Annotated in this window: 23 protein-coding genes; all 23 read left to right on the top strand. The window is 64.7% G+C overall.

The genetic code is table 11. The features are described 5' to 3' along the window. Nucleotides 1-8: 8 nt before the first annotated feature. The 23 genes from GGQ99_RS22735 to GGQ99_RS22625 all read left to right on the top strand — a co-directional run bounded on the left by GGQ99_RS22735 (nucleotide 9) and on the right by GGQ99_RS22625 (nucleotide 23921). Nucleotides 9-512, top strand: coding sequence for a flagellar basal body-associated FliL family protein (locus tag GGQ99_RS22735; RefSeq protein ID WP_183264269.1), 504 nt, complete (start codon nucleotides 9-11; stop codon nucleotides 510-512). Continuing rightward, entirely contained in the window at nucleotides 509-1240 is a 732-nt protein-coding gene (fliP, locus tag GGQ99_RS22730) for a flagellar type III secretion system pore protein FliP (protein WP_108607141.1), read from the top strand. The genes GGQ99_RS22735 and fliP overlap by 4 nt, the downstream gene beginning before the upstream one ends. 284 nt (nucleotides 1241-1524) lie before the next feature. Then, nucleotides 1525-2511: a flagellin N-terminal helical domain-containing protein gene (locus tag GGQ99_RS22725; RefSeq protein WP_108607140.1), complete on the top strand. Its 987-nt coding sequence runs from the start codon at nucleotides 1525-1527 to the stop codon at nucleotides 2509-2511. 266 nt (nucleotides 2512-2777) lie between these two features. Continuing rightward, nucleotides 2778-3779, top strand: a complete 1002-nt coding sequence (locus tag GGQ99_RS22720) for a flagellin N-terminal helical domain-containing protein (RefSeq protein ID WP_108607139.1) — start codon at nucleotides 2778-2780, stop codon at nucleotides 3777-3779. Nucleotides 3780-4051: 272 nt separating this feature from the next. Beyond that, on the top strand, nucleotides 4052-5056 hold the full coding sequence (locus tag GGQ99_RS22715; RefSeq protein ID WP_108607138.1) for a flagellin N-terminal helical domain-containing protein: 1005 nt from the start codon (nucleotides 4052-4054) through the stop codon (nucleotides 5054-5056). A gap of 309 nt (nucleotides 5057-5365) precedes the next feature. After that, the gene (locus GGQ99_RS22710; protein WP_183264268.1) at nucleotides 5366-6472 is read left to right on the top strand and encodes a flagellin N-terminal helical domain-containing protein; all 1107 of its coding nucleotides are present in this window, start codon (nucleotides 5366-5368) and stop codon (nucleotides 6470-6472) included. Nucleotides 6473-6742: 270 nt separating this feature from the next. Further along, nucleotides 6743-7663: a flagellin N-terminal helical domain-containing protein gene (locus tag GGQ99_RS22705; protein WP_183264267.1), complete on the top strand. Its 921-nt coding sequence runs from the start codon at nucleotides 6743-6745 to the stop codon at nucleotides 7661-7663. Nucleotides 7664-7923: 260 nt separating this feature from the next. Next, nucleotides 7924-8988 (top strand): flagellin N-terminal helical domain-containing protein, encoded by a 1065-nt coding sequence (locus tag GGQ99_RS22700; RefSeq protein ID WP_108607135.1) that lies wholly within the window; start codon nucleotides 7924-7926, stop codon nucleotides 8986-8988. Nucleotides 8989-9109: 121 nt separating this feature from the next. After that, nucleotides 9110-10747 carry a flagellar basal-body MS-ring/collar protein FliF gene (fliF, locus tag GGQ99_RS22695; RefSeq protein ID WP_108607134.1) on the top strand — a complete coding sequence of 546 codons (1638 nt, stop codon included), beginning with the start codon at nucleotides 9110-9112 and terminating at the stop codon, nucleotides 10745-10747. Further along, a complete protein-coding gene (locus GGQ99_RS22690) occupies nucleotides 10747-11367 on the top strand; it encodes a FliH/SctL family protein (protein WP_183264266.1) in 621 nt (206 codons plus the stop codon). Before fliF ends, GGQ99_RS22690 begins: the two co-directional genes overlap by 1 nt. Further along, nucleotides 11364-12683 (top strand): MotB family protein, encoded by a 1320-nt coding sequence (locus GGQ99_RS22685; RefSeq protein WP_183264265.1) that lies wholly within the window; start codon nucleotides 11364-11366, stop codon nucleotides 12681-12683. Before GGQ99_RS22690 ends, GGQ99_RS22685 begins: the two co-directional genes overlap by 4 nt. Continuing rightward, on the top strand, nucleotides 12680-14047 hold the full coding sequence (locus GGQ99_RS22680) for a chemotaxis protein MotC (protein WP_108607131.1): 1368 nt from the start codon (nucleotides 12680-12682) through the stop codon (nucleotides 14045-14047). The genes GGQ99_RS22685 and GGQ99_RS22680 overlap by 4 nt, the downstream gene beginning before the upstream one ends. After that, nucleotides 14044-15357, top strand: coding sequence for a flagellar hook-length control protein FliK (gene fliK, locus GGQ99_RS22675; RefSeq protein ID WP_183264264.1), 1314 nt, complete (start codon nucleotides 14044-14046; stop codon nucleotides 15355-15357). The genes GGQ99_RS22680 and fliK overlap by 4 nt, the downstream gene beginning before the upstream one ends. Next, nucleotides 15287-15877, top strand: a complete 591-nt coding sequence (locus GGQ99_RS22670) for a transglycosylase SLT domain-containing protein (protein WP_246389703.1) — start codon at nucleotides 15287-15289, stop codon at nucleotides 15875-15877. Before fliK ends, GGQ99_RS22670 begins: the two co-directional genes overlap by 71 nt. 214 nt (nucleotides 15878-16091) lie before the next feature. Beyond that, the gene (locus GGQ99_RS22665) at nucleotides 16092-16760 is read left to right on the top strand and encodes a response regulator transcription factor (RefSeq protein ID WP_108607128.1); all 669 of its coding nucleotides are present in this window, start codon (nucleotides 16092-16094) and stop codon (nucleotides 16758-16760) included. 64 nt (nucleotides 16761-16824) lie between these two features. Beyond that, nucleotides 16825-18078: a flagellar hook protein FlgE gene (locus GGQ99_RS22660; protein WP_108607127.1), complete on the top strand. Its 1254-nt coding sequence runs from the start codon at nucleotides 16825-16827 to the stop codon at nucleotides 18076-18078. Nucleotides 18079-18111: 33 nt separating this feature from the next. Next, nucleotides 18112-19560 carry a flagellar hook-associated protein FlgK gene (gene flgK, locus GGQ99_RS22655; RefSeq protein WP_108607126.1) on the top strand — a complete coding sequence of 483 codons (1449 nt, stop codon included), beginning with the start codon at nucleotides 18112-18114 and terminating at the stop codon, nucleotides 19558-19560. 2 nt (nucleotides 19561-19562) lie between these two features. Further along, the gene (locus GGQ99_RS22650) at nucleotides 19563-20624 is read left to right on the top strand and encodes a flagellar hook-associated family protein (protein ID WP_108607125.1); all 1062 of its coding nucleotides are present in this window, start codon (nucleotides 19563-19565) and stop codon (nucleotides 20622-20624) included. Nucleotides 20625-20650: 26 nt separating this feature from the next. Continuing rightward, the gene (gene flaF, locus GGQ99_RS22645) at nucleotides 20651-20998 is read left to right on the top strand and encodes a flagellar biosynthesis regulator FlaF (RefSeq protein ID WP_108607124.1); all 348 of its coding nucleotides are present in this window, start codon (nucleotides 20651-20653) and stop codon (nucleotides 20996-20998) included. After that, entirely contained in the window at nucleotides 20995-21438 is a 444-nt protein-coding gene (gene flbT / locus GGQ99_RS22640; RefSeq protein ID WP_108607123.1) for a flagellar biosynthesis repressor FlbT, read from the top strand. The genes flaF and flbT overlap by 4 nt, the downstream gene beginning before the upstream one ends. Further along, complete coding sequence (gene flgD, locus GGQ99_RS22635) at nucleotides 21438-21863, top strand: flagellar hook assembly protein FlgD (RefSeq protein ID WP_108607122.1); 426 nt, start codon at nucleotides 21438-21440, stop codon at nucleotides 21861-21863. Before flbT ends, flgD begins: the two co-directional genes overlap by 1 nt. Beyond that, complete coding sequence (fliQ, locus tag GGQ99_RS22630) at nucleotides 21860-22126, top strand: flagellar biosynthesis protein FliQ (RefSeq protein ID WP_108607121.1); 267 nt, start codon at nucleotides 21860-21862, stop codon at nucleotides 22124-22126. Before flgD ends, fliQ begins: the two co-directional genes overlap by 4 nt. A gap of 151 nt (nucleotides 22127-22277) precedes the next feature. Next, a complete protein-coding gene (locus GGQ99_RS22625; RefSeq protein ID WP_183264263.1) occupies nucleotides 22278-23921 on the top strand; it encodes an MFS transporter in 1644 nt (547 codons plus the stop codon). Nucleotides 23922-23946 lie beyond the last annotated feature (25 nt).

Raw genomic sequence — 23946 nt, 5'->3', positions numbered from 1 at the left:
GTCAGGTCATGTCAGCGATCGAACAGACCCCCGCCCAGAAATCCGGCCCCTCGCTCGTCGTCCAGGTCGGCATCCTGCTGCTGATGACCGCTGCGGCCATCGGCATGGGCTGGCTCTCCGGCGGCTATCTCTACGGCGAAGCCAAGCCGGTCGAGCAGGCCGCAGCCGAACAAGCCAAGCCCCACACCGCGAAAGAGGGCAGCACCGACACCGGCGCGACCGAAGGCGCCGGCACCCTGGTGCAATTGCCCGCCATCACCTCCAACCTCGCCGCCCCCGACAGCATGTGGGTGCGCCTCGAGCTTTCCCTGGTGCTCGACGCACCGCAACCGCCGGACCTCGCCGAGCGCGTCCACCAGGACCTGCTCGCCTTCGTGCGCACGCTCCGGATCCATCAGGTCCAGGGCGCCAGCGCCTTGCGCCACCTCAAGACCGACCTCGACGAACGCGCCGCGATCCGCAGCGACGGCCACGTCAAGGAAGTGCTGATCAGAACGTTGCTGTTCGAATGAAAAAACTCCTGGCCACCGCAGCCATCCTTGCCGGCACCGCCCTGCCCGCGAGCGCGCAGCAGCTCGACCTCGGCGCCATCGGCAATGCCGACGGCGCCACCATCGGCTACATCATCCAGATGTTCGGCCTGCTCACCGTGCTTTCGGTGGCGCCGGGTCTGCTGATCATGGTCACGAGCTTCACCCGCTTCGTCATCGCCTTCTCGATCCTGCGCACCGGCATCGGCCTGCAGTCGACGCCGGCCAACCTGATCCTGATTTCGCTGTCGCTGTTCATGACCTTCTACGTCATGTCGCCGACCTTCGATCAGGCCTGGAACAACGGCGTCAAGCCGCTGATGGACAACCAGATCACCCAGACCGAAGCCGTCGACCGCATCTCCGATCCGTTCCGCACCTTCATGATGCACAACGTCCGCGACAAGGACTTCAACCTGTTCGCCGACCTCGCTCGCGAGCGCGGCCAGACGGTATCGGAAGACAAGGTCGACCTGCGCATCCTGGTTCCGGCCTTCATGATCTCCGAGATCCGGCGCGGCTTCGAGATCGGCTTCCTGATCGTGCTGCCCTTCCTCGTCATCGACCTGATCGTCGCAACCATCACCATGGCCATGGGCATGATGATGCTGCCGCCAACCGTGGTCTCGCTGCCGTTCAAGATATTGTTCTTCGTCCTGATCGACGGCTGGAACCTGCTCGTCGGCAGTCTTGTGCGCTCGTTTACGTAGACCGCCGCGCGTCTGAAGGACGCGCGCTGCCCTCGCCGGAACCGTCAGGAGACAACGCCCGCCTTTGCTGCGGGCGTTTCTTTGTTCGCTCGGAATATCAACAATTTTAGCGGGTTAACGCGCATTAACCATAACATTTAGACGTTTGGTAGTAAGTATCGGCCAGATTGCCCGGCATGGTGGATGACCCTCCTTGAAGCGGTCATTGGCATGATGCCTCTCCGCCATACCGGCCGATCCGGTATGTCCCTGTACCTTGCGCATATTTTAGGGGCGTATTTCCCATGTCCAGCATCAACACCAATGCGTCGGCAATGACGGCGCTGCAGACCCTCGCAGCCACCAACAAGGCGCTCAACACCACCCAGGGCCGCATCGCCACGGGTCTCCGCGTCGCTGAAGCTTCCGACAATGCCGCTTACTGGTCGATCGCCACCACCATGCGTTCGGACAACAAGGCACTCTCGACGGTCCAGGATTCGCTCGGTCTCGGCGCTTCGAAGGTCGACACCGCCTACACCGGCATGAACAAGGCCATCGACACCCTCAACGAGATCAAGGTCAAGATCGTTGCCGCCAGCGGCGCCTCGGACGCCGACAAGGCCAAGATCGACACCGAAATCAAGGCCCTGCAGAAGCAGCTCAAGGCCTATGCCGACGGTGCGACCTTCTCCGGCGCCAACATGCTTTCGGTCAGCAGCGGCGCCGCCGTGGCTGCCGACGTCAAGGTCGTCTCGGCCTTCACCCGCGATGCGTCCGGCACGGCTTCGATCTCGACCATCGACATCAACGTCGAGGGCATCAAGCTCTACGAAGCCGGCGCAGGCGTCGCCACGACCGGCAAGGGCATTCTCGACTCCAACCGCACCGCCGCCGGCGTTGAAGGTGCTGCAGCCGCTCCGACGCTTGGTGCCGCTGCCGTTGCCGCCGACACCTACACGGTCGCCACCATGCAGCTGACCAACGGTACGCTGTTTGCCAGCGACACGCAGATCGGCGCCATGCTCGGCGTCGTCGAAAGCGCGCTCAAGGACATGAACACGGCTGCCACCAACCTCGGCGCCGCCAAGAACCGCATCGAACTGCAGAAGGCCTTCACCTCGAGCCTGATGGACTCCATCGATCGCGGCGTCGGCCAGCTCGTCGACGCCGACATGAACAAGGAATCGACCCGCCTGCAGGCCATCCAGGTCCAGCAGCAGCTCGGTATCCAGGCCCTGTCGATCGCCAACGGCAACTCGCAGTCGATCCTGTCGCTGTTCCGCGGCTAACACCCAACCGTTCCAGGCAACCAACGTCTCTGATCGGGCCGCATCGCAAGATGCGGCCCGATTATTTTTGCGGACCAAAAGTAAGCAATTACAATAAGTTAATTGAAATTAACTACAATTGTTAGCAATTTGGTAGCCACGCCGAAGCTACATCTGCTGCATGGCGGATGACTTGCTTGAAACGGTCATGGGCATGATGCCTCTCCGCCATACCGGCCGATCCGGTATGTCCCTGTATTTTGCATTTTCCTAGGGGCGTTATTCCCATGTCCAGCATCAACACCAATGCGTCGGCAATGACGGCGCTGCAGACCCTCGCAGCCACCAACAAGGCGCTCAACACCACCCAGGGCCGCATCGCCACCGGCCTCCGCGTCGCCGAAGCTTCCGACAATGCCGCCTATTGGTCGATCGCCACCACCATGCGTTCGGACAACAAGGCGCTGTCCACGGTCCAGGATTCCCTCGGTCTCGGCGCTTCGAAGGTCGACACCGCCTACACCGGCATGAACAAGACCATCGACACCCTCAACGAAATCAAGGTCAAGCTCGTTGCCGCCACCGGCGCTTCGGCTGCCGACAAGGCCAAGATCGACACCGAGGTCAAGGCGCTGCAGAAGCAGCTCAAGGCCTATGCCGACGGCGCGACCTTCTCCGGCGCCAACATGCTTTCGGTCAACAGCGGCGCCACCGCCACCACTGCGGCCGACATCAAGGTCGTCTCGGCCTTCACCCGCGATGCGACCGGCACGGCTGCGATCTCGACCATCGACGTCACCGTCGAGAACATCAAGCTCTACGAAGCCGGCACCGCTGCCGGCGTCAACAAGGGCATCCTCGACTCCAACCGCGTTGTCAGCGTTGCAGGCGCTGTCTCCGAGGTTGCTGCGGTTGATGCCGTGGTGCTCGGCACCTTCAGCCAAACCGACACCTTCACGGTGGCGTCAATGCAGCTGACCGACGGCACCGACTACGCCAACGACGCGCAGATCGGCCAGATGCTCAGCGTTGTCGAAAGCGCGCTCAAGGACATGAACACGGCTGCCACCAATCTCGGCGCCGCCAAGAACCGCATCGAGCTGCAGAAGGCCTTCACCTCGAGCCTGATGGACTCCATCGATCGCGGCGTCGGTCAGCTCGTCGACGCCGACATGAACAAGGAATCGACCCGTCTGCAGGCCATCCAGGTCCAGCAGCAGCTCGGCATCCAGGCCCTTTCGATCGCCAACGGCAACTCGCAGTCGATCCTGTCGCTGTTCCGCGGCTAACACCGAACCGTTCCAGGCAACAGACATCTCTCATCGGGCCGCATCGCAAGATGCGGCCCGATTTGCTTTTGCACAGTCTATTTGAGGCGAATCCAGCCAAAGCGGCACCCCGGCCGGGGGTTAACCATGCCGCTTAGAACTTTGGTAGCGAGTCTCCGACAGGTTACCCGGCATGGCGGGTGATCGTTTCGATCATGGGCATGATGCCGCTCCGCCATACCGGCCAACCCGGTATGTCCCTGTATTTTGCATTTCCTAGGGGCGTTATTCCCATGTCCAGTATCAATACCAACGCGTCGGCAATGACGGCGCTGCAAACCCTTGCGGCCACCAACAAGGCGCTCAACACCACCCAGGGGCGCATTGCCACGGGCCTTCGCGTCGCCGAAGCCTCCGACAACGCCGCCTACTGGTCGATCGCAACCACCATGCGTTCCGACAACAAGGCACTGTCGACGGTCCAGGATTCCCTCGGCCTCGGCGCATCGAAGGTCGACACCGCCTATACCGGCATGAACAAGTCGATCGAGACCCTCAACGAGATCAAGGTCAAGCTCGTCGCCGCCACCGGCGCTTCGGCTGCCGACAAGGCCAAGATCGACACCGAGGTCAAGGCGCTGCAGAAGCAGCTGAAGGCCTATGCCGACGGTGCCACCTTCTCCGGCACCAACATGCTCTCGGTCGACTCCTCGGCCGCGGCCACGGTCGGCACCGCCGCACCGGTCAAGATCGTCTCGGCCTTCAACCGTAGCGCAGCCGGCACGGCCTCGATCTCGACCATCGACGTCGACGTCAACGCCCTCAAGCTCTATGACGCTGCCGGCGCCGCCGACAATGCCCATGCCGGCCTGCTCGACGCCCAGCGCACCAGCGATGGCGTGCGTGTCGCCGATGCCGACATCCAGGCACCGACCCTCGGCGTCGCCTCGGCTGCTGGCGACACCTACAGCGTCGCCACCATGGCCCTGGTCAGCGGTGCCACGGCGGCGAGCGACACCCAGATCGGAGACATGCTCGGCGTCGTCGAAGCGGCTCTCAAGGACATGAACACGGCCGCCACCAATCTCGGCGCCGCCAAGAACCGCATCGAACTGCAGAAGACCTTCACCTCGAGCCTGATGGACTCCATCGATCGCGGTGTCGGCCAGCTCGTCGACGCCGACATGAACAAGGAATCGACCCGCCTGCAGGCCATCCAGGTCCAGCAGCAGCTCGGCATCCAGGCTCTGTCGATCGCCAACGGCAACTCACAGACCATCCTGTCGCTGTTCCGCTGACCTGACCGTCTCTTTCGATTGATCATAAGATCGGGCCGCATCCCTGGATGCGGCCCGATTGCTTTTGGAAGGTCAGGGCTCCTGCAGCGAAAGACTGAGACCAAACTGCGCCTTCGGAAGTATCCAAAGTATATAATCTCAAAACACTTCGCTCATCTATCGAATATACACAGTTTGGTAGGGATTATCTGGGAACACTCTGCCCATGGCGGGTGATCTTTTCGATCATGGGCATGATGCCGCTCCGCCATACCGGCCAACCCGGTATGTCCCTGTACTTTTTGCATTTTCCTAGGGGCGTATTTTCCCATGTCCAGCATCAACACCAACGCGTCGGCAATGACGGCGCTGCAGACCCTCGCAGCCACCAACAAGGCGCTCAACACCACCCAGGGCCGCATTGCCACCGGCCTGCGTGTCGCCGAAGCTTCCGACAACGCCGCCTACTGGTCGATCGCAACCACCATGCGTTCGGACAACAAGGCTTTGTCGACGGTCCAGGACTCCCTCGGCCTCGGCGCATCCAAGGTCGACACCGCCTACACCGCGATGAACAAGTCGATCGACACCCTCAACGAGATCAAGGTCAAGATCGTCGCCGCCACCGGTGCCTCGGCTGCCGATAAGGCCAAGATCGACACCGATATCAAGGCGCTGCAGAAGCAGCTGAAGGCCTATGCCGACGGCGCCACCTTCTCAGGCGCAAACTTCCTGTCCGTGTCTTCGGACAAGACCGCGGCGGGCGCAGCAGCCGCCGCTGCCGGCACCGCGGTTCAGGCCGATGCGAAGATCGTCTCGGCCTTCAATCGCAACGCGGCCGGCACGGCTTCGATCTCGACCATCGACATCAAGGTCGAGAACATCAAGCTGTTCGACACCAACGCCGCAAACCCGACCTACATCAAGAATGCCGGCATCCTCGATCGCCAGACCGCAATCTGGGATTCGGCCGCCGCGCAGGCGGCCTATGACAAGGCCTATGCCGCCTCGGTCGCCGGCGGCGGCGCCGATACGGCCGCGCACACGGCCGGCGCGGCTGCCGCCGTGCTGCCCGCATCGGGCGGCGTCGTCGGTGCGACGTCGACCGCAGGCGTTTCGGTGTTCAACTTCAACATCACCACTGTCGGCGACCAGTTCTTTGCCGGCCTGCTCGGCAAGGTCGAAACCGCGCTCAAGCAGATGAACACGGCTGCCACCGATCTCGGCGCCGCCAAGAACCGCATCGAACTGCAGAAGACCTTCACCTCGAGCCTGATGGACTCCATCGATCGTGGTGTCGGCCAGCTCGTCGATGCCGACATGAACAAGGAATCGACCCGCCTGCAGGCCATCCAGGTCCAGCAGCAGCTCGGCATCCAGGCGCTCTCGATCGCCAACGGCAACTCGCAGTCGATCCTGTCGCTGTTCCGCGGCTAACACCGAACCGTTCCAGGCAACAGACTTCTCTCATCTGGCCGCATCGCAAGATGCGGCCAGATTGCTTTTACACAGTCTATTTGCAGAAAACCCAAATAAAGCAGCACTAATTCTTGGGTTAACCATGCCGCTTAGAGCTTTGGTAGCGAGTCTCCGACAGGTTACCGGGCATGGCGGGTGACCTTCGGGTCATGGGCATGATGCCTCTCCGTCATACCGGCCGATCCGGTATGTCCCTGTATTTTGCATTTTCCTAGGGGCGTTATTCCCATGTCCAGCATCAATACCAACGCGTCGGCAATGACGGCGCTGCAGACCCTCGCCGCCACCAACAAGGCGCTCAACACCACCCAGGGCCGCATCGCCACCGGCCTCCGCGTCGCCGAAGCTTCCGACAACGCCGCCTACTGGTCGATCGCCACCACCATGCGTTCGGACAACAAGGCACTCTCGACGGTCCAGGATTCGCTCGGTCTCGGCGCCTCGAAGGTCGACACCGCCTACACCGGCATGAACAAGGCCATCGACACCCTCAACGAGATCAAGGTCAAGCTCGTCGCCGCCAACGGCGCCTCGGGTGCCGACAAGGAAAAGATCAACACCGAGATCCAGGCGCTGCAGAAGCAGCTCAAGGCCTATGCCGACGGTGCCACCTTCTCCGGCACCAACATGCTCTCGACCAACGGTGCGGCGGCGGCGGCCGACGTCAAGATCGTCTCAGCCTTCAACCGCAATGCGACCGGCACGGCCTCGATCTCGACCATCGACGTCACCGTCGAGAACATCAAGCTGTTCGAGGCCGGCGCAGCTCCCAAGGGCATCCTCGACAAGACCCGTACCGCCACCGGCGCCGCCGGCGCCGGCACGGCCGTTTCCGGCATCGCTCTGACCGCTGCCAGCACCGACACCGACGTCGGTGACCACCTGCAGCGCGTCGAAGCGGCGCTCAAGGAAATGAACACCGCCGCCACCGATCTCGGCGCCGCCAAGAACCGCATCGAGCTGCAGAAGACCTTCACTTCGAGCCTGATGGACTCGATCGACCGCGGCGTCGGCCAGCTCGTCGACGCCGACATGAACAAGGAATCGACCCGTCTGCAGGCCATCCAGGTCCAGCAGCAGCTCGGTATCCAGGCGCTGTCGATCGCCAACGGCAACTCGCAGACCATCCTGTCGCTGTTCCGCGGCTAACCGGACCGTTCCAGGCAACAAGACGTCCCAGCTCGGGCCGCATCGCAAGATGCGGCCCGATTGCTTTTGTCCCCTGCCTAAGGCCGCCGCCCCACGACGCTAGCCCCGCGCAAGCTCCCCCCGAGATAAGTTCCGCCGCGTCATCGGCCGCGCGTGGGCATGCCACCCTTAATCGCTCGTTAACCATGAAACGGTAGTTATGGTTAACCAATTGCTAGGGCGGTCCTGCGCAGCGCGCGGATTTCAGAGGGGGTATTTCGATGTCCAGTATCATGACCAACGCTTCGGCCCTGACCGCGCTTCAGAGCCTCAACGCCACAAACAAGGCGCTCCAGACCACGCAAGCCCGCATCTCGACCGGCTACCGAGTCGCTGAAGCGATGGACAACGCCGCCTACTGGTCGATCGCCACCACCATGCGCTCCGACAACCAGGCGCTCTCCACCGTGCAGGATGCGCTCGGTCTCGGCGCCTCCAAGGTCGACACCGCCTATACCGGCATGAACAAGGTTCTGGAGACCGTCGACCAGATCAAGATCAAGCTCGTCGCCGCCTACAGCGCCAGCGATTCCGACAAGGCCAAGATCCAGACCGAAATCGAGGCCCTCCAGGGCCAGATGAAGTCCTATGCGGATGCCGCCACCTTCTCCGGCACCAACATCCTGTCGGTGACCTCGAAGCAGATTGCCGCCGCCAACGACGGTGTGCAGCCCGACGCCAAGATCGTGTCCGCCTTCAACCGTGGCGCCGACGGCAAGGTCACGCTCGGCACCATCGATGTCGATGTCGAAGGCGTCAAGCTGTTCGATTCCGGCCTCGCAGCCGAAGTCAAGAATTCCGGCCACCTCGACCGCAAGACCTCCGTCTATGCTACCGCCGCGGCGCAGACCCAGTACGACACGGCCTATGCCGCTTCGCTTGCCGGCGGCGGCACCGACATCGCGGCGCACACCGCAGGCCTGGCCGCAGCCGGCGCGACGACAAGGGTCGACAACGTGTCGGTCCATAATCTCGACATCATGGCGACGGGCGTGACCAACGACATCATCAACCAGATGATCTCCAAGGTCGACGAAGTGCTCAAGGATCTGACCGATGTCGCAACCACGCTCGGTGCGGCCAAGAAGCAGATCGACCTGCAGAAAAACTTCACGACCAGCCTGATGGACTCCATCGACCGTGGCGTCGGCCAGCTCGTCGACGCCGACATGAACAAGGAATCGACCCGCCTGCAGGCGCTTCAGGTCCAGCAGCAGCTCGGCATCCAGGCGCTGTCGATCGCCAACTCGAACTCGCAGAACATCCTGGCGCTGTTCAAGAGCTGATCGGCATCTGAAACGCCCCTTCTTTTTCAATGGGCCGCGCCTCGTGCGCGGCCCATATCATTTTCGCACAAGCTTCGAGGTCTAGGGTCTCCGCGGAAGATATTGCGGGGAGCCTACGCACGTGCCCGAACAGCTACAGAGCATAGTTGCCAATTTCAGGAGTTTTGGCCCGCGCCGGCTCGCCATACTCGGCGGCATCACGGCGTTGGTCATCGCCGTCGTCGGCGTGGCTTCCGTCTATCTCAACCGCCCGGCCTACGAGACGCTCTATGTCGGGCTGGAACGCTCTGACGTGAACCAGATCGGCATGGTCCTCGGCGAGGCCGGCATCGGCTTCGACGTCGCCTCCGACGGCACGACGGTCCTGGTCCCCGCCGGCAAGACCGCGCAGGCACGCATGCTGCTTGCCGAAAAGGGCCTGCCGACCAGCGCCAACGCCGGTTACGAACTCTTCGACAATGTCGGCTCGCTCGGCCTCACCTCCTTCATGCAGCAGGTCACCCGCGTCCGTGCGCTGGAAGGCGAGATCGCCCGCACCATCCAGTCGATCACGGGCATCAAGGCCGCCCGCGTCCACATCGTCATGTCCGAACGCGCCAACTTCCGCCGCGACGAGCAGAAGCCTTCGGCCTCCGTCGTCATCCGCGCCTCCAGCCTCGATGCCGACAAGAGCGCCATGTCGATCCGGCATCTGGTCGCCGCTGCGGTGCCTGGCCTCGATGCCGAGCGGGTGACCGTGCTTGATTCGAGCGGCAACCTGCTTGCAGCGGGCGACGATCCCAACAATTCGAGTGCCGCCCGCTCCATCGGCGTCGAGCGCACCGTCGAGACCCAGATCGAGGACAACATCCGCCGCGCGCTTGCCGCCTATCTCGGCCCGGACAATTTCCGCGCCAGCGTCAAAGCCGACGTCAACACCGACTCGCGCCAGACCGAAGAGACCATCTTCGATCCCGAGTCGCGCGTCGAACGCTCCGTCCAGGTCGTCCGCGCCAACGAAAACAGCAACCAGAAGCAGTCCGCCACGCCTGCTACCGTCGAGCAGAACCTGCCCGATGCCGAGGCCACCGCGACGGACGGGCCGCAGTCGACTTCGGCCAGCGACCGCAAGGAAGAGATCACCAACTATGAGATGAACTCGAAGCGTATCGCGACCGTCTCGAACGGCTATTCGGTGACCAAGATGTCGATCGCCGTCGTCGTAAACCAGCAGCGCCTCGCTACGATCCTCGGCAAGGACGCCACGCCGGAGGCGATCGCCACCCGCGTCGCCGAGATCCAGAAGATGGTAATCTCGGCCACCGGCTTCGACGAAAAGCGCGGCGACCTGATCAACGTCTCGGCGGTGGAGTTCATCGACGGCCTCGACGGCGAGGAGATCGCCAGCCCCGGCGTCCTCGCTTCGGTTGGCCAGCACGCCGGCACGCTGATCAACGCCGCGGCCTTCATCGTCGTCGTCTTCCTCGTCGCCTTCTTCGGCCTGCGGCCGCTTGCGTCCGCCCTTTCCAAGCCGGTCCCGGCCGCCATCGCCGGGCCCAGCTTCGACGAGGTCCAGCGTTCGCTGCCGACGCCGGATGCCGGTTCCGCCTCCGCCGAAGCGCCTGCGGCCCTTCCCGGCGCGCGTCCCACCGCCATCGACGACCTGCGCAACAAGTTGCGTCCCGCCCCACAGGACCGCCTCGCCCGCATGGTCGACATCAATGAAGAGCGCACCGCTCTGATCCTGCGCAAATGGGCTGCCCAGGAAGTCGCCGCCTGATGTCGATTGCCGCACTTTTCGAAAGGCTGACCGACTTCGCGCCGCTGGCCGCAAATGCCTCCGACGTCGAAGCCCCGGCCCCGAATTCCTATCCCAAGGCGGTTCCAGATCCGGACATCCCGGCCATCGTCGCGGCAGCAGTCGCCACGGCCGAGGCCGAACTGGCGATACGCCTGGACACCGAGCACCAGGCCGCCCTTGAAGCCGAGCGCCAGCGCCATGCGTCCGAAATCGCCAACCTGGGCGCCCGCTTCGGCACCGACATCGGCGCCGTCATTGGCGCGCGCATCGCCGAGATGGAGACCCGCGTCGTCCATCTCGCCACCGACGCCGCCGCCCGCGTCGTCGCCGGCCTGGTCAGCGATGACATCGCCACCCGCTCGATCGATGCCCTCGCCACCGCGATCCTCTCGGCCACCGCCGACCGCGATGCCGTGCGCATCAAGGTCAGCGGCCCGCAATTCCTATTCGGCGCGCTGGCAACCGCCATCGGCGACCGTGCCGAAAACATGGACTTCAGCGAGGGGGTCGGCTTCGACCTCAGCGTCTCGATCGATGACAACCTGTTCGAGACCCGCCTCGGCGAGTGGTCGGCCGCCCTGACAGAGACCTTGCCATGAGTGTCGCCGACGGCACCGAGCCGCGCCACGAGATCGTCATCGTCCGGCGTGCCCATTCCGATCACGACGAAGGCCACCACGGTGGTGCCTGGAAGATCGCCTTCGCCGACTTCATGACGGCGATGATGTGCTTCTTCCTCGTCATGTGGCTCATCAGCGCCGCCAACGAGCAGACCAAGGCTGCGGTGGCGAGTTATTTCAACCCGGTCAAGCTCGTCGACCGCAACGCCAGCCGCAAGGGACTGGAAGAGCTCGGCGACGGCCCCAATTCCGTCGGCCTGACCGCCGAGAGCCCGCAGGAAGCCAGTGGCAAGGCTGGTACCGACGGGCGTGGCAATGCCGGCCCCGCGACCGAACAGAATTCCAGGGATTCCGCACACGTCGTCAAGCGCTCCGACGAACACCTGTTCAACGACCCCTATGCGGTGCTGGCCGAGATCGCCCAGGACACCGGCACCAAGGCCAATGTCTCCGAACGAGGCGAAGGCGGCGCGCAGAATGCCGGGCCGTCCAGCGGCGCCTCCGGCGGCGAAGCCTATCGCGATCCGTTCGCGCCCGATTTCTGGACCGAGCAGGTCGCCACGCCTATCGCCGAGGCAAGCGCCGAGCGCGCGGCCATCGAAGGCGATCCGGCAAAGCCCGGCGACAAGACCGAGCGCTCCGCCACGCCCGAGCCGGTGAAAGCGCCGGAGCCCAAGCCTGAGGCCGCCGAGCAGCGTTCGCCGCTCGACATCGCTCCCGGCGCCCTCGCCCGCGACGGCGCCAAGCCGGGCGACGCCCCGAAGGCCGAGACCGCGGAAGCCGAGGCAATGGCCGACAAGCCGAAGCCCCGCGACGCCGCGCCGAGCGAACACACCATCGGCGAGGCCGACGCCATCCGGCGCGAACTCGCCGAGGCGATCAAGTCGGGCAAGAACCTGCCCGACGGCCTGTCCGTCGTCGCCACCGACAAGGGCGTCGTCATCTCGGTCACCGAGCAGTTCGATTTCGGCATGTTCGAGATCGGCTCCGCCGTGCCGCGCAAGCAGCTGGTGCTGGCCATGGAAAAGATCGCCAGGACCATCGCGGCCCACGAAGGCAACGTCTCGATCAATGGCCACACCGACGCCCGCCCCTTCCGTGGCGGCGGCTACGACAACTGGCGGCTGTCGACCGCGCGCGCCCACTCGGCCTATTACATGCTGGTGCGCGCCGGGCTCGACGAGAAGCGCATCGTCGAGGTCGCCGGCTTCGCCGACCGCAAGCTCAAGGACACGGCGGAGCCATTCTCGGCCACCAACCGCCGTATCGAAATCCTGCTGGAGCGGGCTGAATGAGGCTCGCGGCGACCCTCTCCGGCGCCGCGTTCGTCGCTTTGCTTGCGGTGACGGCGCCCGAGCACGCGCGCGCCGCCGAGGCGCCGGCGCTCGAGCCCTACCAGATGGTGCGCTGCCTGCAGCTGGTGCAGGACCGCATCGCCGCCGGCGACCAGGCCTCGCTGCCGATGCAGCGCCGCCTGCTCGAAATGACCGACGAGAACATGCGCGCGGCCAGTCCCGACGCATTCAAGGAACCCAAGAATTTTCGCGCCTTGCTCATATACGCCATGAGCGGCGGCAACCCGCTGACCATCGAGCAGGTCGTCTCGCGCCTCAGCCTCGAAGAGGCCGACCAGGCGCTGGCGCAAGGCATCATCGACTATCTCAGGGGCAAGCCCAAGAGCACCGTCGACGCCCTCGCTTCGGTCGACCCGCTGACGCAGATTTCCGAACTGGGCGCCTTCCTGGCGCTGGTCAAGGGTTCGGTCAGCATTGCCCAGGAGCCCGAACAGGCGATGAAGCTGTTCGACCAGGCCCGGCTGCTCAGCCCCGGCACCCTCGTCGAGGAGGCCGCGCTGCGCCGTTCGGTGGCGCTCGCCCCCCGGCTCGAGGACGGCGCCCGCTTCCTGCGCAGTTCGACCCAGTATGTCCGCTATTATCTGCGCTCGCCCTATGCCAGCCAGTTCGCCGACGCCTTCGTCGCCGGCATCGTCGCGCTGCATGCCTCGATCAGCCTCGATGCCTTGGGCGAGATCACCGCGATGATGGATGCCGAGCAGGAACGGGTCGTCTACCTCCGCGTCGCCCGGCGTGCCGCGATCGACGGGCTTACCGAGCTTTCCGCCTTCGCAGCCGCCAAGGCCGAACGGGGACGCGACGGCCAGCGCAACGATGCCGACCCGCGCACCCAACTCTATTCCGGGCTGTCGTCTGTCACCTCAGGCTCGGCCGACGACATGCTGGGCAAGCTCAGCGGCATCGATCGCGACAAGCTGTCCAAGGGCGACCGCGCCTTGCTCGATGCCGTGGAAGCCGTCGCTTCCGGACTGACCTCGGCCCTGCCGGCCTCGCCGAACGCCAAGCCGAAGCCTGTCGACATCGAAGACCTGCCGCCGGCCCCGATCGACATCGCCACGCCGGCAGCCGATCCGATGGTTCCCGATGCGGCCGAGACGCCCGCCCCCGAAACACGGCCGGTGACCACGATCCAGGAGCCGGCAGTCGCGGCCGCGCCCAGTCTCAAGCCCAGGATAGTGCCCCTGACGGCGGCGGCGCAGCCGGCTTCCGCCGAAGCCCCGCCTGAAGCGGAAGACCCAAAGATTACCGAAGCGCGCCGTACGCTCGAAGCCATAGACGAACTTCTCGGAGGCTCCCCCAAATGACCGACGCCATCCGCTCGGCGCTGGCAGGCCCGCTCGCATCGCAGTCATCCGCCACCGATCGCAACGCGTTCGCCGGAAACGACGACCAGGCCGATTTCGACCGTGCCCTGGCAACGCCGCAAAAGGGCGACCAGAAGTCCGAAGAAAAGCGCCTCGCCGCCGAGCCACCGCATGAAAAGCACTGGCTCAAGCTGGCCGAACGGCTAGCCGTGCGCGGCCCGCATGTGGCGGAGCCCAGGGACGACACTGTCGACGCCAACCCGGCCAGGCATGGCGAACAGGTCGAAGACGCTGAACCGCCACTTGCCGAAGTATCGGCCAAGGAACCTGCCAAGCCCGATGCGTCAGCCGACACGGCTTTGCCGCTGGTGCTTGCGTTGAGCGAATTGCGCAAGGCAGGCAGCCAGGCGGCCAGTGCCGGTCCGGCCGACGCACCCGCCACAGAGGCGGAAGGCGTCCTCGAACAGCCGAACCTCGCCACCGATGCACTGGAGACGGAGCATCCGTCGCGCAGCGCCGGCACCGCGCCTTCCCGGGCAACAGCCTCCGGCACCGCATTACCGCCCGGCATGACGGCCGCGACCGAAGCACCGACGCGCGCCGAAGCCTCGCCCGCGCCGGCCTCTGCCGTGGGTTCGGCAACCGGCGATGCAGCCACCGAGGCCGACAAGCCGTCACGCCCGACACCCTCCAGGCAGCCGGAACAGTCCGCCGCGGCCACCCGCGTCAGCGTCATTTCCGAACAAATAATCCCTGCCCCGGTCGCCTCCGGCGCCACCGGCACGGCTGGCGCGCTGGCGATGGAGATTGCCTCCTCGGCACCCCGTCACACCGCCGCCGCGAGCGCTGTCCAGCAGCTCCAGGCCAGCGCCACAAACGCGCCCGCGGCCCAAGTTCTGAAGATCCAGTTGCGCCCCGTCGAATTGGGCATGGTCACGGCGAACCTGCATCTCGCCGGAGAACAACTTTCGATTGAAATCGAAGTCGAAAACGCCGAGGCCTATCACCGCCTCTCGGCCGATCGCGAAGCGATCAATTCCGCCCTTCGTGGCCTCGGCTTCGACGTCGACCGCGTCACCATCCTGCAGCCTCAGTCGCCCGCGCAGGCGCAGACGCGCAGCGACGGCGGTGGCCTTTCCTCCGGCTCCGGCGGCCGCGAACAGCCGGCTTTCCAGTCGGACGGGATGGGCGGCGAAGGTGGCAATTCAGGCAGTGGACGTCCCGGTGGGAGAGCGGCAAATGAAGAAGCCAATGCACGCAACATCTCGTCGCCTCGCACGGATCGCCCTGGCAGCAGCCGCTATATCTAGTGCCGCGACCGGTCTGGCCGCAGCCGCGGCCAATCCGTGCGAGCCGGAGATCCTGCGCGCCGCCGACCGCTATGGCGTGCCGGTCGGCATCCTTTATGCAGTCGGCCTCACCGAAACCGGCAGGAAGGGCAGCCTTCAGCCCAACGCATTGAATATAGAAGGAAAAGCTGTCTTTCCAAAAAGCGCGGCCGAAGCTCTTGCCGCCTTCGATACAGCCCGCAGCGAAGGCAAGACGTTGATCGACCTCGGCTGCATGCAGATCAACCACCGCTATCACGCTGCCGAGTTCCGCAGCGTGCGCGACATGCTCGATCCGCGCCGCAATGTCGACTATGCAGCGCGTTTCCTGGTCAGCCTGCACGGCCGCCACGAGTCCTGGTCCATGGCCGTCGCCCGCTATCACGCCGGCCCCGACAACGACCCCGCACAGAAGCGTTATGTCTGCCGCGTCATCGCCAACATGGTCGCCACCGGCTTTGGCCGCTGGACCGAAAACGCCAAAGTCTTCTGCAACCCCTAGGCGGTTTTGCGCCACGCTGAACCGGCCACGACCGCGACCCCGCCCCTCATCGACGACTTGAAACCCGGATGCACGCATGTCGTGCAACCGCTTCAACCCATGCGATTCCAGACTCCCTAAAAAATAGCGGCAAGAATTCACGATTGGTCGCCTTGGTCTCGACCCATTACCGATTGGTTAACGGGGCATTTTTTCTGATTCGGAGGCGGGGCCGATGATTGTTGTTGTCGACGAGCGCGAGCTCGTCACTAAAGGCTATAATTCACTTTTCGACCGGGAAGGCGTGGCTTGCGCAGGCTTCCGTTCGGGCGAGTTCGGCGAATGGGTGACCAGCGCTCCTGAAGAGGATCTGCGTTCGGTGCGCGCCTTTCTCATTGGCGACTGCAACGAGGGTTCGATCTCTCCGCGCCAGCTGCGGGACCGCTCCAAGGCGCCCGTGATCGCGCTCAGCGAGCAGAACAATCTCGAGAACACGCTCAAGCTTTTCGAATCCGGCGTCGACGACGTCATTCGCAAGCCGGTCCACATCCGCGAAATCCTGGCCCGCATCTCGGCGATCCGCCGCCGCGCCCAGGAAGACACCGGCTTCACCCAGATCGGCGCCATGCGCATCTTCATGGATGGCCGCGATCCCGAGATCGACGGCCAGCCGATGCCGTTGCCGCGCCGCGAACGCCGCATCCTCGAATATCTGGCAAGCAACAGCGGCCGCCGCGTCACCAAGACCCAGGTGTTCAACGCCATCTATGGTGTCTTCGACGAAGAAGTCGAAGAAAATGTCGTCGAAAGCCACATCTCCAAGCTGCGCAAGAAGCTGCGTGAGCGTCTCGGCCACGATCCGATCGATTCAAAACGCTTCCTTGGCTACCGGCTGGTTGTCTGACCAGCCTCGCGCAAGACATGTTGCGTAGTTTTGCTTCGTGGCATGAGAATTGGAGAGACCACCGATGAGCCTCTATGGAATGATGCGGACTGGCGTGTCGGGGATGAACTCCCAGGCGAACCGCCTCTCGACGGTCGCTGACAACATCGCCAATTCGAGCACGACCGGCTACAAGCGCGCCTCTACCGAATTCTCGTCCCTGGTCCTGCCAAGCACTGCCGGCAGCTACAATTCCGGCGGCGTCACCACCACGGTGATCAACTCGATTAGCAAGCAGGGCGCCCTGCAATACACCACGTCGGTCACCGATCTCGCCATCGACGGCGACGGCTTCTTCGTCGTCGAAGACGCTGGCGGCACCACGTTCCTGACCCGCGCCGGCGCCTTCGTGCCCGACAAGGACGGCTATCTCGTCAACACCGCCGGTTTCAGGCTCCAGGGCTGGGATCTGAGCCAGGGCCCCAGGCCGGGTGCGCCGATAGACCCCAGCCAGATCGACGCCATCAAGATCGACGACACGACGCCCCAGTGGGCGGCGAGCGAGAACGGCACGTTCGCGGCCAACCTGCCGCGCGATGCGACCATCGTCCCGGCTGCCAATCTGCCATCGGCCAACGCCGCCACGGCTGCCTATACGGCCAAATCGTCTGTGGTCGCCTACAACAGCGCCGGCGGACAGGTGATCCTCGACGTCTACATGAGCAAGACGGCGGCAGGCACCTGGGAAGTCACGGTCTTCGACCAGTCGCAGGCAACGGCGGGAGGCTTCCCATACACGGGAGCTGCACTTTCCACCGAGACGCTCGATTTCGACGCCACCGGCAAGCTGACCGCCACGAGCGCGACCGACATTACGCTGACCGTACCGGGCGGCGCCGCGCTGACCATCGACCTGTCGAAGATGACGCAGGCCGATGCCGACTACAGCGTCGCCAAGGCCGTCATCGACGGTAGTCCGCCCAGCAAGATCGAGCGCATCGAGATCGACAAGGACGGCACCGTCTACGCCCAGTATGCCAACGGCTCGATGAAGGCGCTGTTCTCGATCCCCATGGCCAACGTCCCCAGCCCCGACAAGCTGACCGTCATCTCCGGCAACGTCTTCAGCCAGGGCGCGGAATCGGGCGCAGTCACTATCGGCTGGCCGACCGAAGGCAAGAACGGCAAGGTCGTCTCCGGCGCGGTGGAGAATTCCAACGTCGACATCGCCGAAGAACTCACCGCCATGATCGAGTCCCAGCGTAACTACACCGCCAATTCCAAGGTCTTCCAAACCGGCGCCGACCTCATGGATGTCCTCGTCAACCTGAAGAGATAGGACTGACGGGCCTCAGCCCGCGAAAGATCCCGCATGTCCCTGACGTCTGCCCTCAACATCGCCCAATCCGCGCTTCTCCACACGTCGCGCCAGACCAGCAACGTTTCCCGCAATGTCTCGGAGGCGCAGAACCCCGACTACGCGCGCCGCTCGGCCATGCTGGCAAGCACCGGCCCTGGCGCGCGCGTCGTCGAGATACAGCGGGCGACCAACGAACTTCTGTTCCGTCAGAACCTGTCCGCGCTCGCCTCCTTCTCCGGCCAGAGCACGCTCTTCGAGGGCCTGCAGAAACTCACCCTCGACGTGAACGGCAGCGACAACGCGGGCTCGCCGGCAACGGCGCTCGGCAAGTTCCAGCAGGCGCTGCAATTCTACGCCGCCTCCCCGTCCAACCAGAACCTCGGCGTGGCCGCTATCGACGCCGCCCGCCAGGTGGTCCGCACGCTCAACGACGGGTCCAGCGCGATCCAGCGTTTCCGCACCGAGACCGACAGCGAAATCGCCACCACTGTCGACGATCTGAACCGGCTTCTGGCCGATTTCGAGCAGGCCAACAAGACCATCATCGCGGGCACCCGCACCGGCCGCGACGTCAACGATTCGCTAGACCAGCGCGACGCCATCCTGAAGAAGATCTCCGAGATCGTGCCGATCTCGACCTTCAAGCGCTCCGACAACGACATGGTCATCACCACGGCCGACGGTTCGACATTGTTCGAAACCGTCCCGCGTGCTGTCAGCTTCTCCCCATCGGCCGGCTATGCCCCAGGTGCCGCGGGCAACAAGATCTACATCGACGGCGTGCCGGTCCAGCCCGGCACCGGCGCCAATACCGATGCGGCGGGCAAGCTCGCCGGCCTCGTCCAGTTGCGCGACAGCGTCGCCGTCACCATGCAGGCCCAGCTCGACGAGACGGCGCGCGGCCTGATCACGGCTTTTTCCGAAACCGCGCCCGCGCTTGCCGACCAGGCCGGCCTGTTCACCTGGTCGGGCGGACCGGCGGTCCCCGGCGGGCTGGTCAACGGCCTTGCCCGTTCGATCCGCCTCAATCCGGCCGTCGACCCGGCTGCCGGTGGCAACCCCAAGCTGCTGCGCGACGGCGGCATCAATGGCGCTGGCTACATCAAGAACCCGGCAGCGAACGCCTCCTACGCCGACCTGCTGATCTCCTACGGCGACCGCATCGACCAGACCATGAGCTTCGATCCGGCCGCGGGCATCAGCGCCTCGTCGAGCCTCAGCACCTTCACCACCAACTCGATCGGCTGGCTCGAGGGCATGCGCAAGCAGGCTTCCAGCGCGTCCGAGACCAAGGAAGCGCTGGCCGTGCGCACGGCCGAGGCGCTGTCCAACGAGACGTCGGTCAATGTCGACGTCGAAATGTCGCTGCTGCTCGAACTCGAACAATCCTACCAGGCCTCGGCGCGGCTCATAAAGGCGGTCGACGAGATGCTGTCGGCGCTGCTTGCGGCGGTGAGGTAGCGATGAAAACCACCTTCGTCTCTTCCGCCGCCGTCACCAGCGCACTGCGCTACTCGCTGCTGCGCCAGCAGTCGGAATTGGCCAAGGCACAGAAGGAAGCCTCGTCCGGCTTTGTCGCCGACACAGGACTGGCGCTAGGCGCCCGCACCGCCCAGTCGGTCACGCTCCACCGCGACCTCGAACGGCTCGGCGGTATCGTCGATTCCAACGGGCTGGTTTCGGCCCGGCTATCGGCGACGCAGAAAGCCTTGACCCAGGTTGGCGCCGCCGCCCAGTCCTTCCTCTCGAGCCTGACCAGCAGTGCCTCGGGCGATGCCGCCTACGCGCTGACCCAAAAGAGCGGGCGTGCCACGCTCGACACACTGACCTCGGTGCTCAACACCAGCCTCAACGGCGAATATCTGTTCTCGGGCACCAACACCGACGTCAAGCCGATCAACGACTTCAAGCCGGGCTCGCCAACCAAGGTGGCATTCGACGCCGCCTTCGCCGGCTATTTCGGCTTCAGCCAGAACCATGCCGACGCCCAGGACATCACCGCGGCCGACATGAACAATTTCATGTCCACCATCGTCGAGCCGATGTTCCTCGGCGCGGACTGGCAGACGCCACCTCCAGCCGGCAGCCCGTGGTCGAATGCCACCAATCAAGGCATCACCAGCCGCATCACGCTCAACGAGACCACCGAGACCTCGGTCAGCGCCAACAACGAAGGCATTCGCAAGATCGCCATGTCAGCGGCCATCATCAGCGACCTGCTCGACAGCAATGTCGGCAACGCCGCACGTGGCGCGCTCGTCACCCATGCCGTGTCGAGCATCGGCGAGGCCATCAGCGACATCGGCCAGCTGGAAGCGCAGACCGGCATCATCGAACAGCGCGTCAAGAGCGCCACCGACCGCATCAACGTGCAGGTGGACCTGTACGAGCGCTACATCCTAGACACCGAGGGTGTCGATTACTACGTGGCTTCGGCGCGCGTCGCCGACCTGGTATCGCAGATAGACAGATCCTACGCGCTGACCGCGCGCATCCAGCAGCTCAGCCTGATGAAGTATCTCTGACCTGACCGGCAACAAACGGGACGCATATGTATCAATTCTCCTATGCCGACATCCAGACCGACTCCGTCGCCGATGCGCGGGATCGCGAACGTCAGCTTCTCACGCGCTCGATCGACATGCTGACCACGGCCAGCGAGGTCGGAGCCAATTCCAACGAGGCCATCCAGGCGCTGAACTTCACCAACCGGGTGTGGACATCGCTGCTCGACGACCTCGGCAGCCCCGAGAACGAGCTGCCGAAGGAACTCCGCGCCAATCTCATCTCCATCGGCCTGTGGCTGCTGCGTGAAGCCGAAGACATCCGCCAGGGCCGCACCGACAGCTTCGAAGGCCTGATCGAGGTCTCGCAGATCATCCGCGACGGCATCCAATGAAAAACACCCTGAAGATTTCGCTGAAGGCCAACGAGAAGATCTACATCAACGGCGCGGTCGTCCGCGTCGACCGCAAGGTCTCGCTCGAACTGCTCAACGACGTGCAGTTCCTGCTCGAAAGCCATGTGCTGCAGCCCGAGCAGGCATCGACGCCGCTGCGCCAGCTCTACTTCATCCTGCAGGTCATGCTGGTCGATCCCGTCGGCGCCGTCGAGGCCCGCGATATGTTCCGCCGGTCGCTGCCGCTGCTGCTCGCCACCTTCGACAATCCCGAAATCCTGTCGAGCCTCAAGCATATCGACCGCCTCGTCGCCGAGGACCATGTCTACGAAGCGCTGAAGACCATCCGCTCGCTCTATCCCCTGGAAAAGCGCGCCATGGCCAGCAACGACCAGCCACAGCTGGCCGAGCACGCCATCGCAGCCGGAGGTACATTCTGATGGCCATCGACTACACCGCCTCGGTGCCGGGCTCCACCAGCACCAACAAGACGGCCACCGGCACGCCGGCGCCGTCCAAGACCCAGGTCGATTACAATTCGTTCCTCAAGCTGCTCGTCGCGCAGATGAAGAACCAGGACCCGACCAAGCCGATGGACTCGACCCAGTATGTGGCGCAGCTCGCCACCTTCTCGCAGGTCGAACAGTCGGTGCAGATGAACACGCGGCTCGACCAGATCCTGCAGGGCTCGGCGCTCGCCCAGGCCGACGCGCTGATCGGCCGGACCGTCACCTCGCCCGACGGCAAGACTTCCGGCGTCGTCGCCGAAGTCCGCCTGTTCAAGGACGGCGTCGTCGCCGTCCTGACCGACGGCAAGCAGGTCGTCATCAATCCCGGCGTTTCGATCAAGGCCACGCCGGCGTGAACGAGGCCGATGCCCTCGACCTTGTCCAGTTCGCCATCTGGACCGTGCTGACCGCCTCGGCGCCCGCCGTGGCCGCAGCCATGCTGGTCGGCGTCGGCATCGCCCTCATCCAGGCGCTGACCCAGATCCAGGAAATCACCCTCACCTTCGTGCCCAAGATCGTCGCCATCTTCCTGGTCGTGGCGCTGACCGGCCCGTTCATCGGCGCCCAGATCTCAGCCTTCACCAACGTCATCTTCGAGCGCATCGAAACCGGCTTCTGAGCAGGCCGCGGTCCGCGCCCGGCTGGACCGCCGGCGAACCGGCCTTGGCCCATGGCCGCCTTCGACAAATGGGTTCACCCCGCTCGCCGATCATGGTCTAGTCGCACGACGACGATTCACACGAGGGCATCCGGCTCGGCCGGCTTGGCGCATGGACGACGACCACCAGTACGAGCGAGGTTCTGCACTCGAGCCGTTCAAGCACGGCATTTTCCGTTCCGTCTGGCTCGCCAGCCTGGCATCGAATTTCGGCAGCCTGATCCAGTCGGTCGGCGCCGCCTGGCTGATGACCTCGATCGCCACCTCGTCGGACATGGTGGCGCTGGTCCAGGCTTCGATCACGCTGCCGATCATGCTGTTTTCGCTGGTCTCGGGCGCCCTTGCCGACAGCTTCGACCGCCGCCGCGTCATGTTGACGGCCCAGTGCTTCATGCTGGCGGTCTCGGCGCTGCTGACGCTCGTTGCCTATCTCGGCCTGATCACGCCGTGGCTGCTGCTCGCCTTCACCTTCCTCATCGGCTGCGGCACCGCCCTCAACAACCCGTCCTGGCAGGCCTCCGTCGGCGACATGGTTCCCCGCCCGGTCATGCCGGCGGCAGTGGCGCTCAATTCGATGGGCTTCAACATGACGCGCAGCGTCGGCCCGGCCATCGGCGGCATCATCGTCGCCGCCGCCGGAGCCGCTGCCGCCTTCGCCGTCAACACGCTGAGCTATTTCGCCATCATCTTCGTCCTGTTTCGCTGGCGTCCGCAGTATCCGGCGAACCCGCTGCCGCGCGAAACGCTCGGCCACGCCATGGGTGCGGGGCTGCGCTACATCGCCATGTCGCCCAACATCGGCAAGGTCCTGCTGCGCAGCTTCGCCTTCGGCTTCACCGCCGTCGTCCTCCAGGCGCTGCTGCCGCTCGTCGCGCGCGACCTCGTCGCCGGCGGCCCGCTGACCTACGGCATCATGCTCGGCGCTTTCGGCGTCGGCGCCGTCGGCGGCGCGCTGATCAGCGGCCGCATCCGCAGCAGCATGTCGAGCGAGGCGATCGTGCGCTCGTCCTTCCTCGGCTTTGCCCTGTGCAGCTGGATCGCCGCCTGGAGCTCGAACGCCTGGGTCACCAGCGCCGGCCTGCTCATCGGCGGCGCCTGCTGGGTGCTGGCGCTGTCGCACTTCAACATCACCGTGCAGATGTCGACGCCGCGCTGGGTCGTCGGCCGCGCGCTCTCGATCTACCAGATGGCGACCTTCGGCGGCATGGCACTCGGCAGCTGGGTCTGGGGCCTGATCGCCGAAGGCCAGGGCCCGGCGACCGCCCTCATCGTCGCCGGCATCGTCATGCTGGCCGGCGCCGCGATCGGTTTCCTCCTGCCCCTGCCCGAGCATACGGCGCTCAACCTCGACCCGCTGAACCGCTTCCGCGAACCGCATCTGGCGCTCGACGTCCAGCCGCGCAGCGGTCCCATCGCCATCATCATCGAGTTCATCATCCGCGAGGAAGACGTACCCGCCTTCCTCGATGCCATGGCCGAGCGTCGCCGCATCCGCCGCCGCGACGGTGCCCGTAACTGGACGCTGGCACGCGACCTGGAAAACCCCGAGATCTGGGTCGAGAGCTACCACACGCCGACCTGGCTCGAATATGTCCGCCACAACCAGCGCGCCACCCATGCCGACGCCGAGATTGGCGAGAAGCTCAGGTCGTTGCACAGCGGCGCCCAGCCGCCGCGCGTCCATCGCCTGATCGAGCGTCCCACCAGCCTCGCTGCGGCCATCGTCACGCCGAAAGGCCCGATCGACCTGCATTGAGGGTCAAGCGCAATCTGCCCATCGA

Source organism: Aminobacter niigataensis, assembly GCF_014200015.1.
GTDB lineage: Bacteria > Pseudomonadota > Alphaproteobacteria > Rhizobiales > Rhizobiaceae > Aminobacter > Aminobacter niigataensis.
This window is presented reverse-complemented; position numbering and strand designations above follow the sequence as displayed.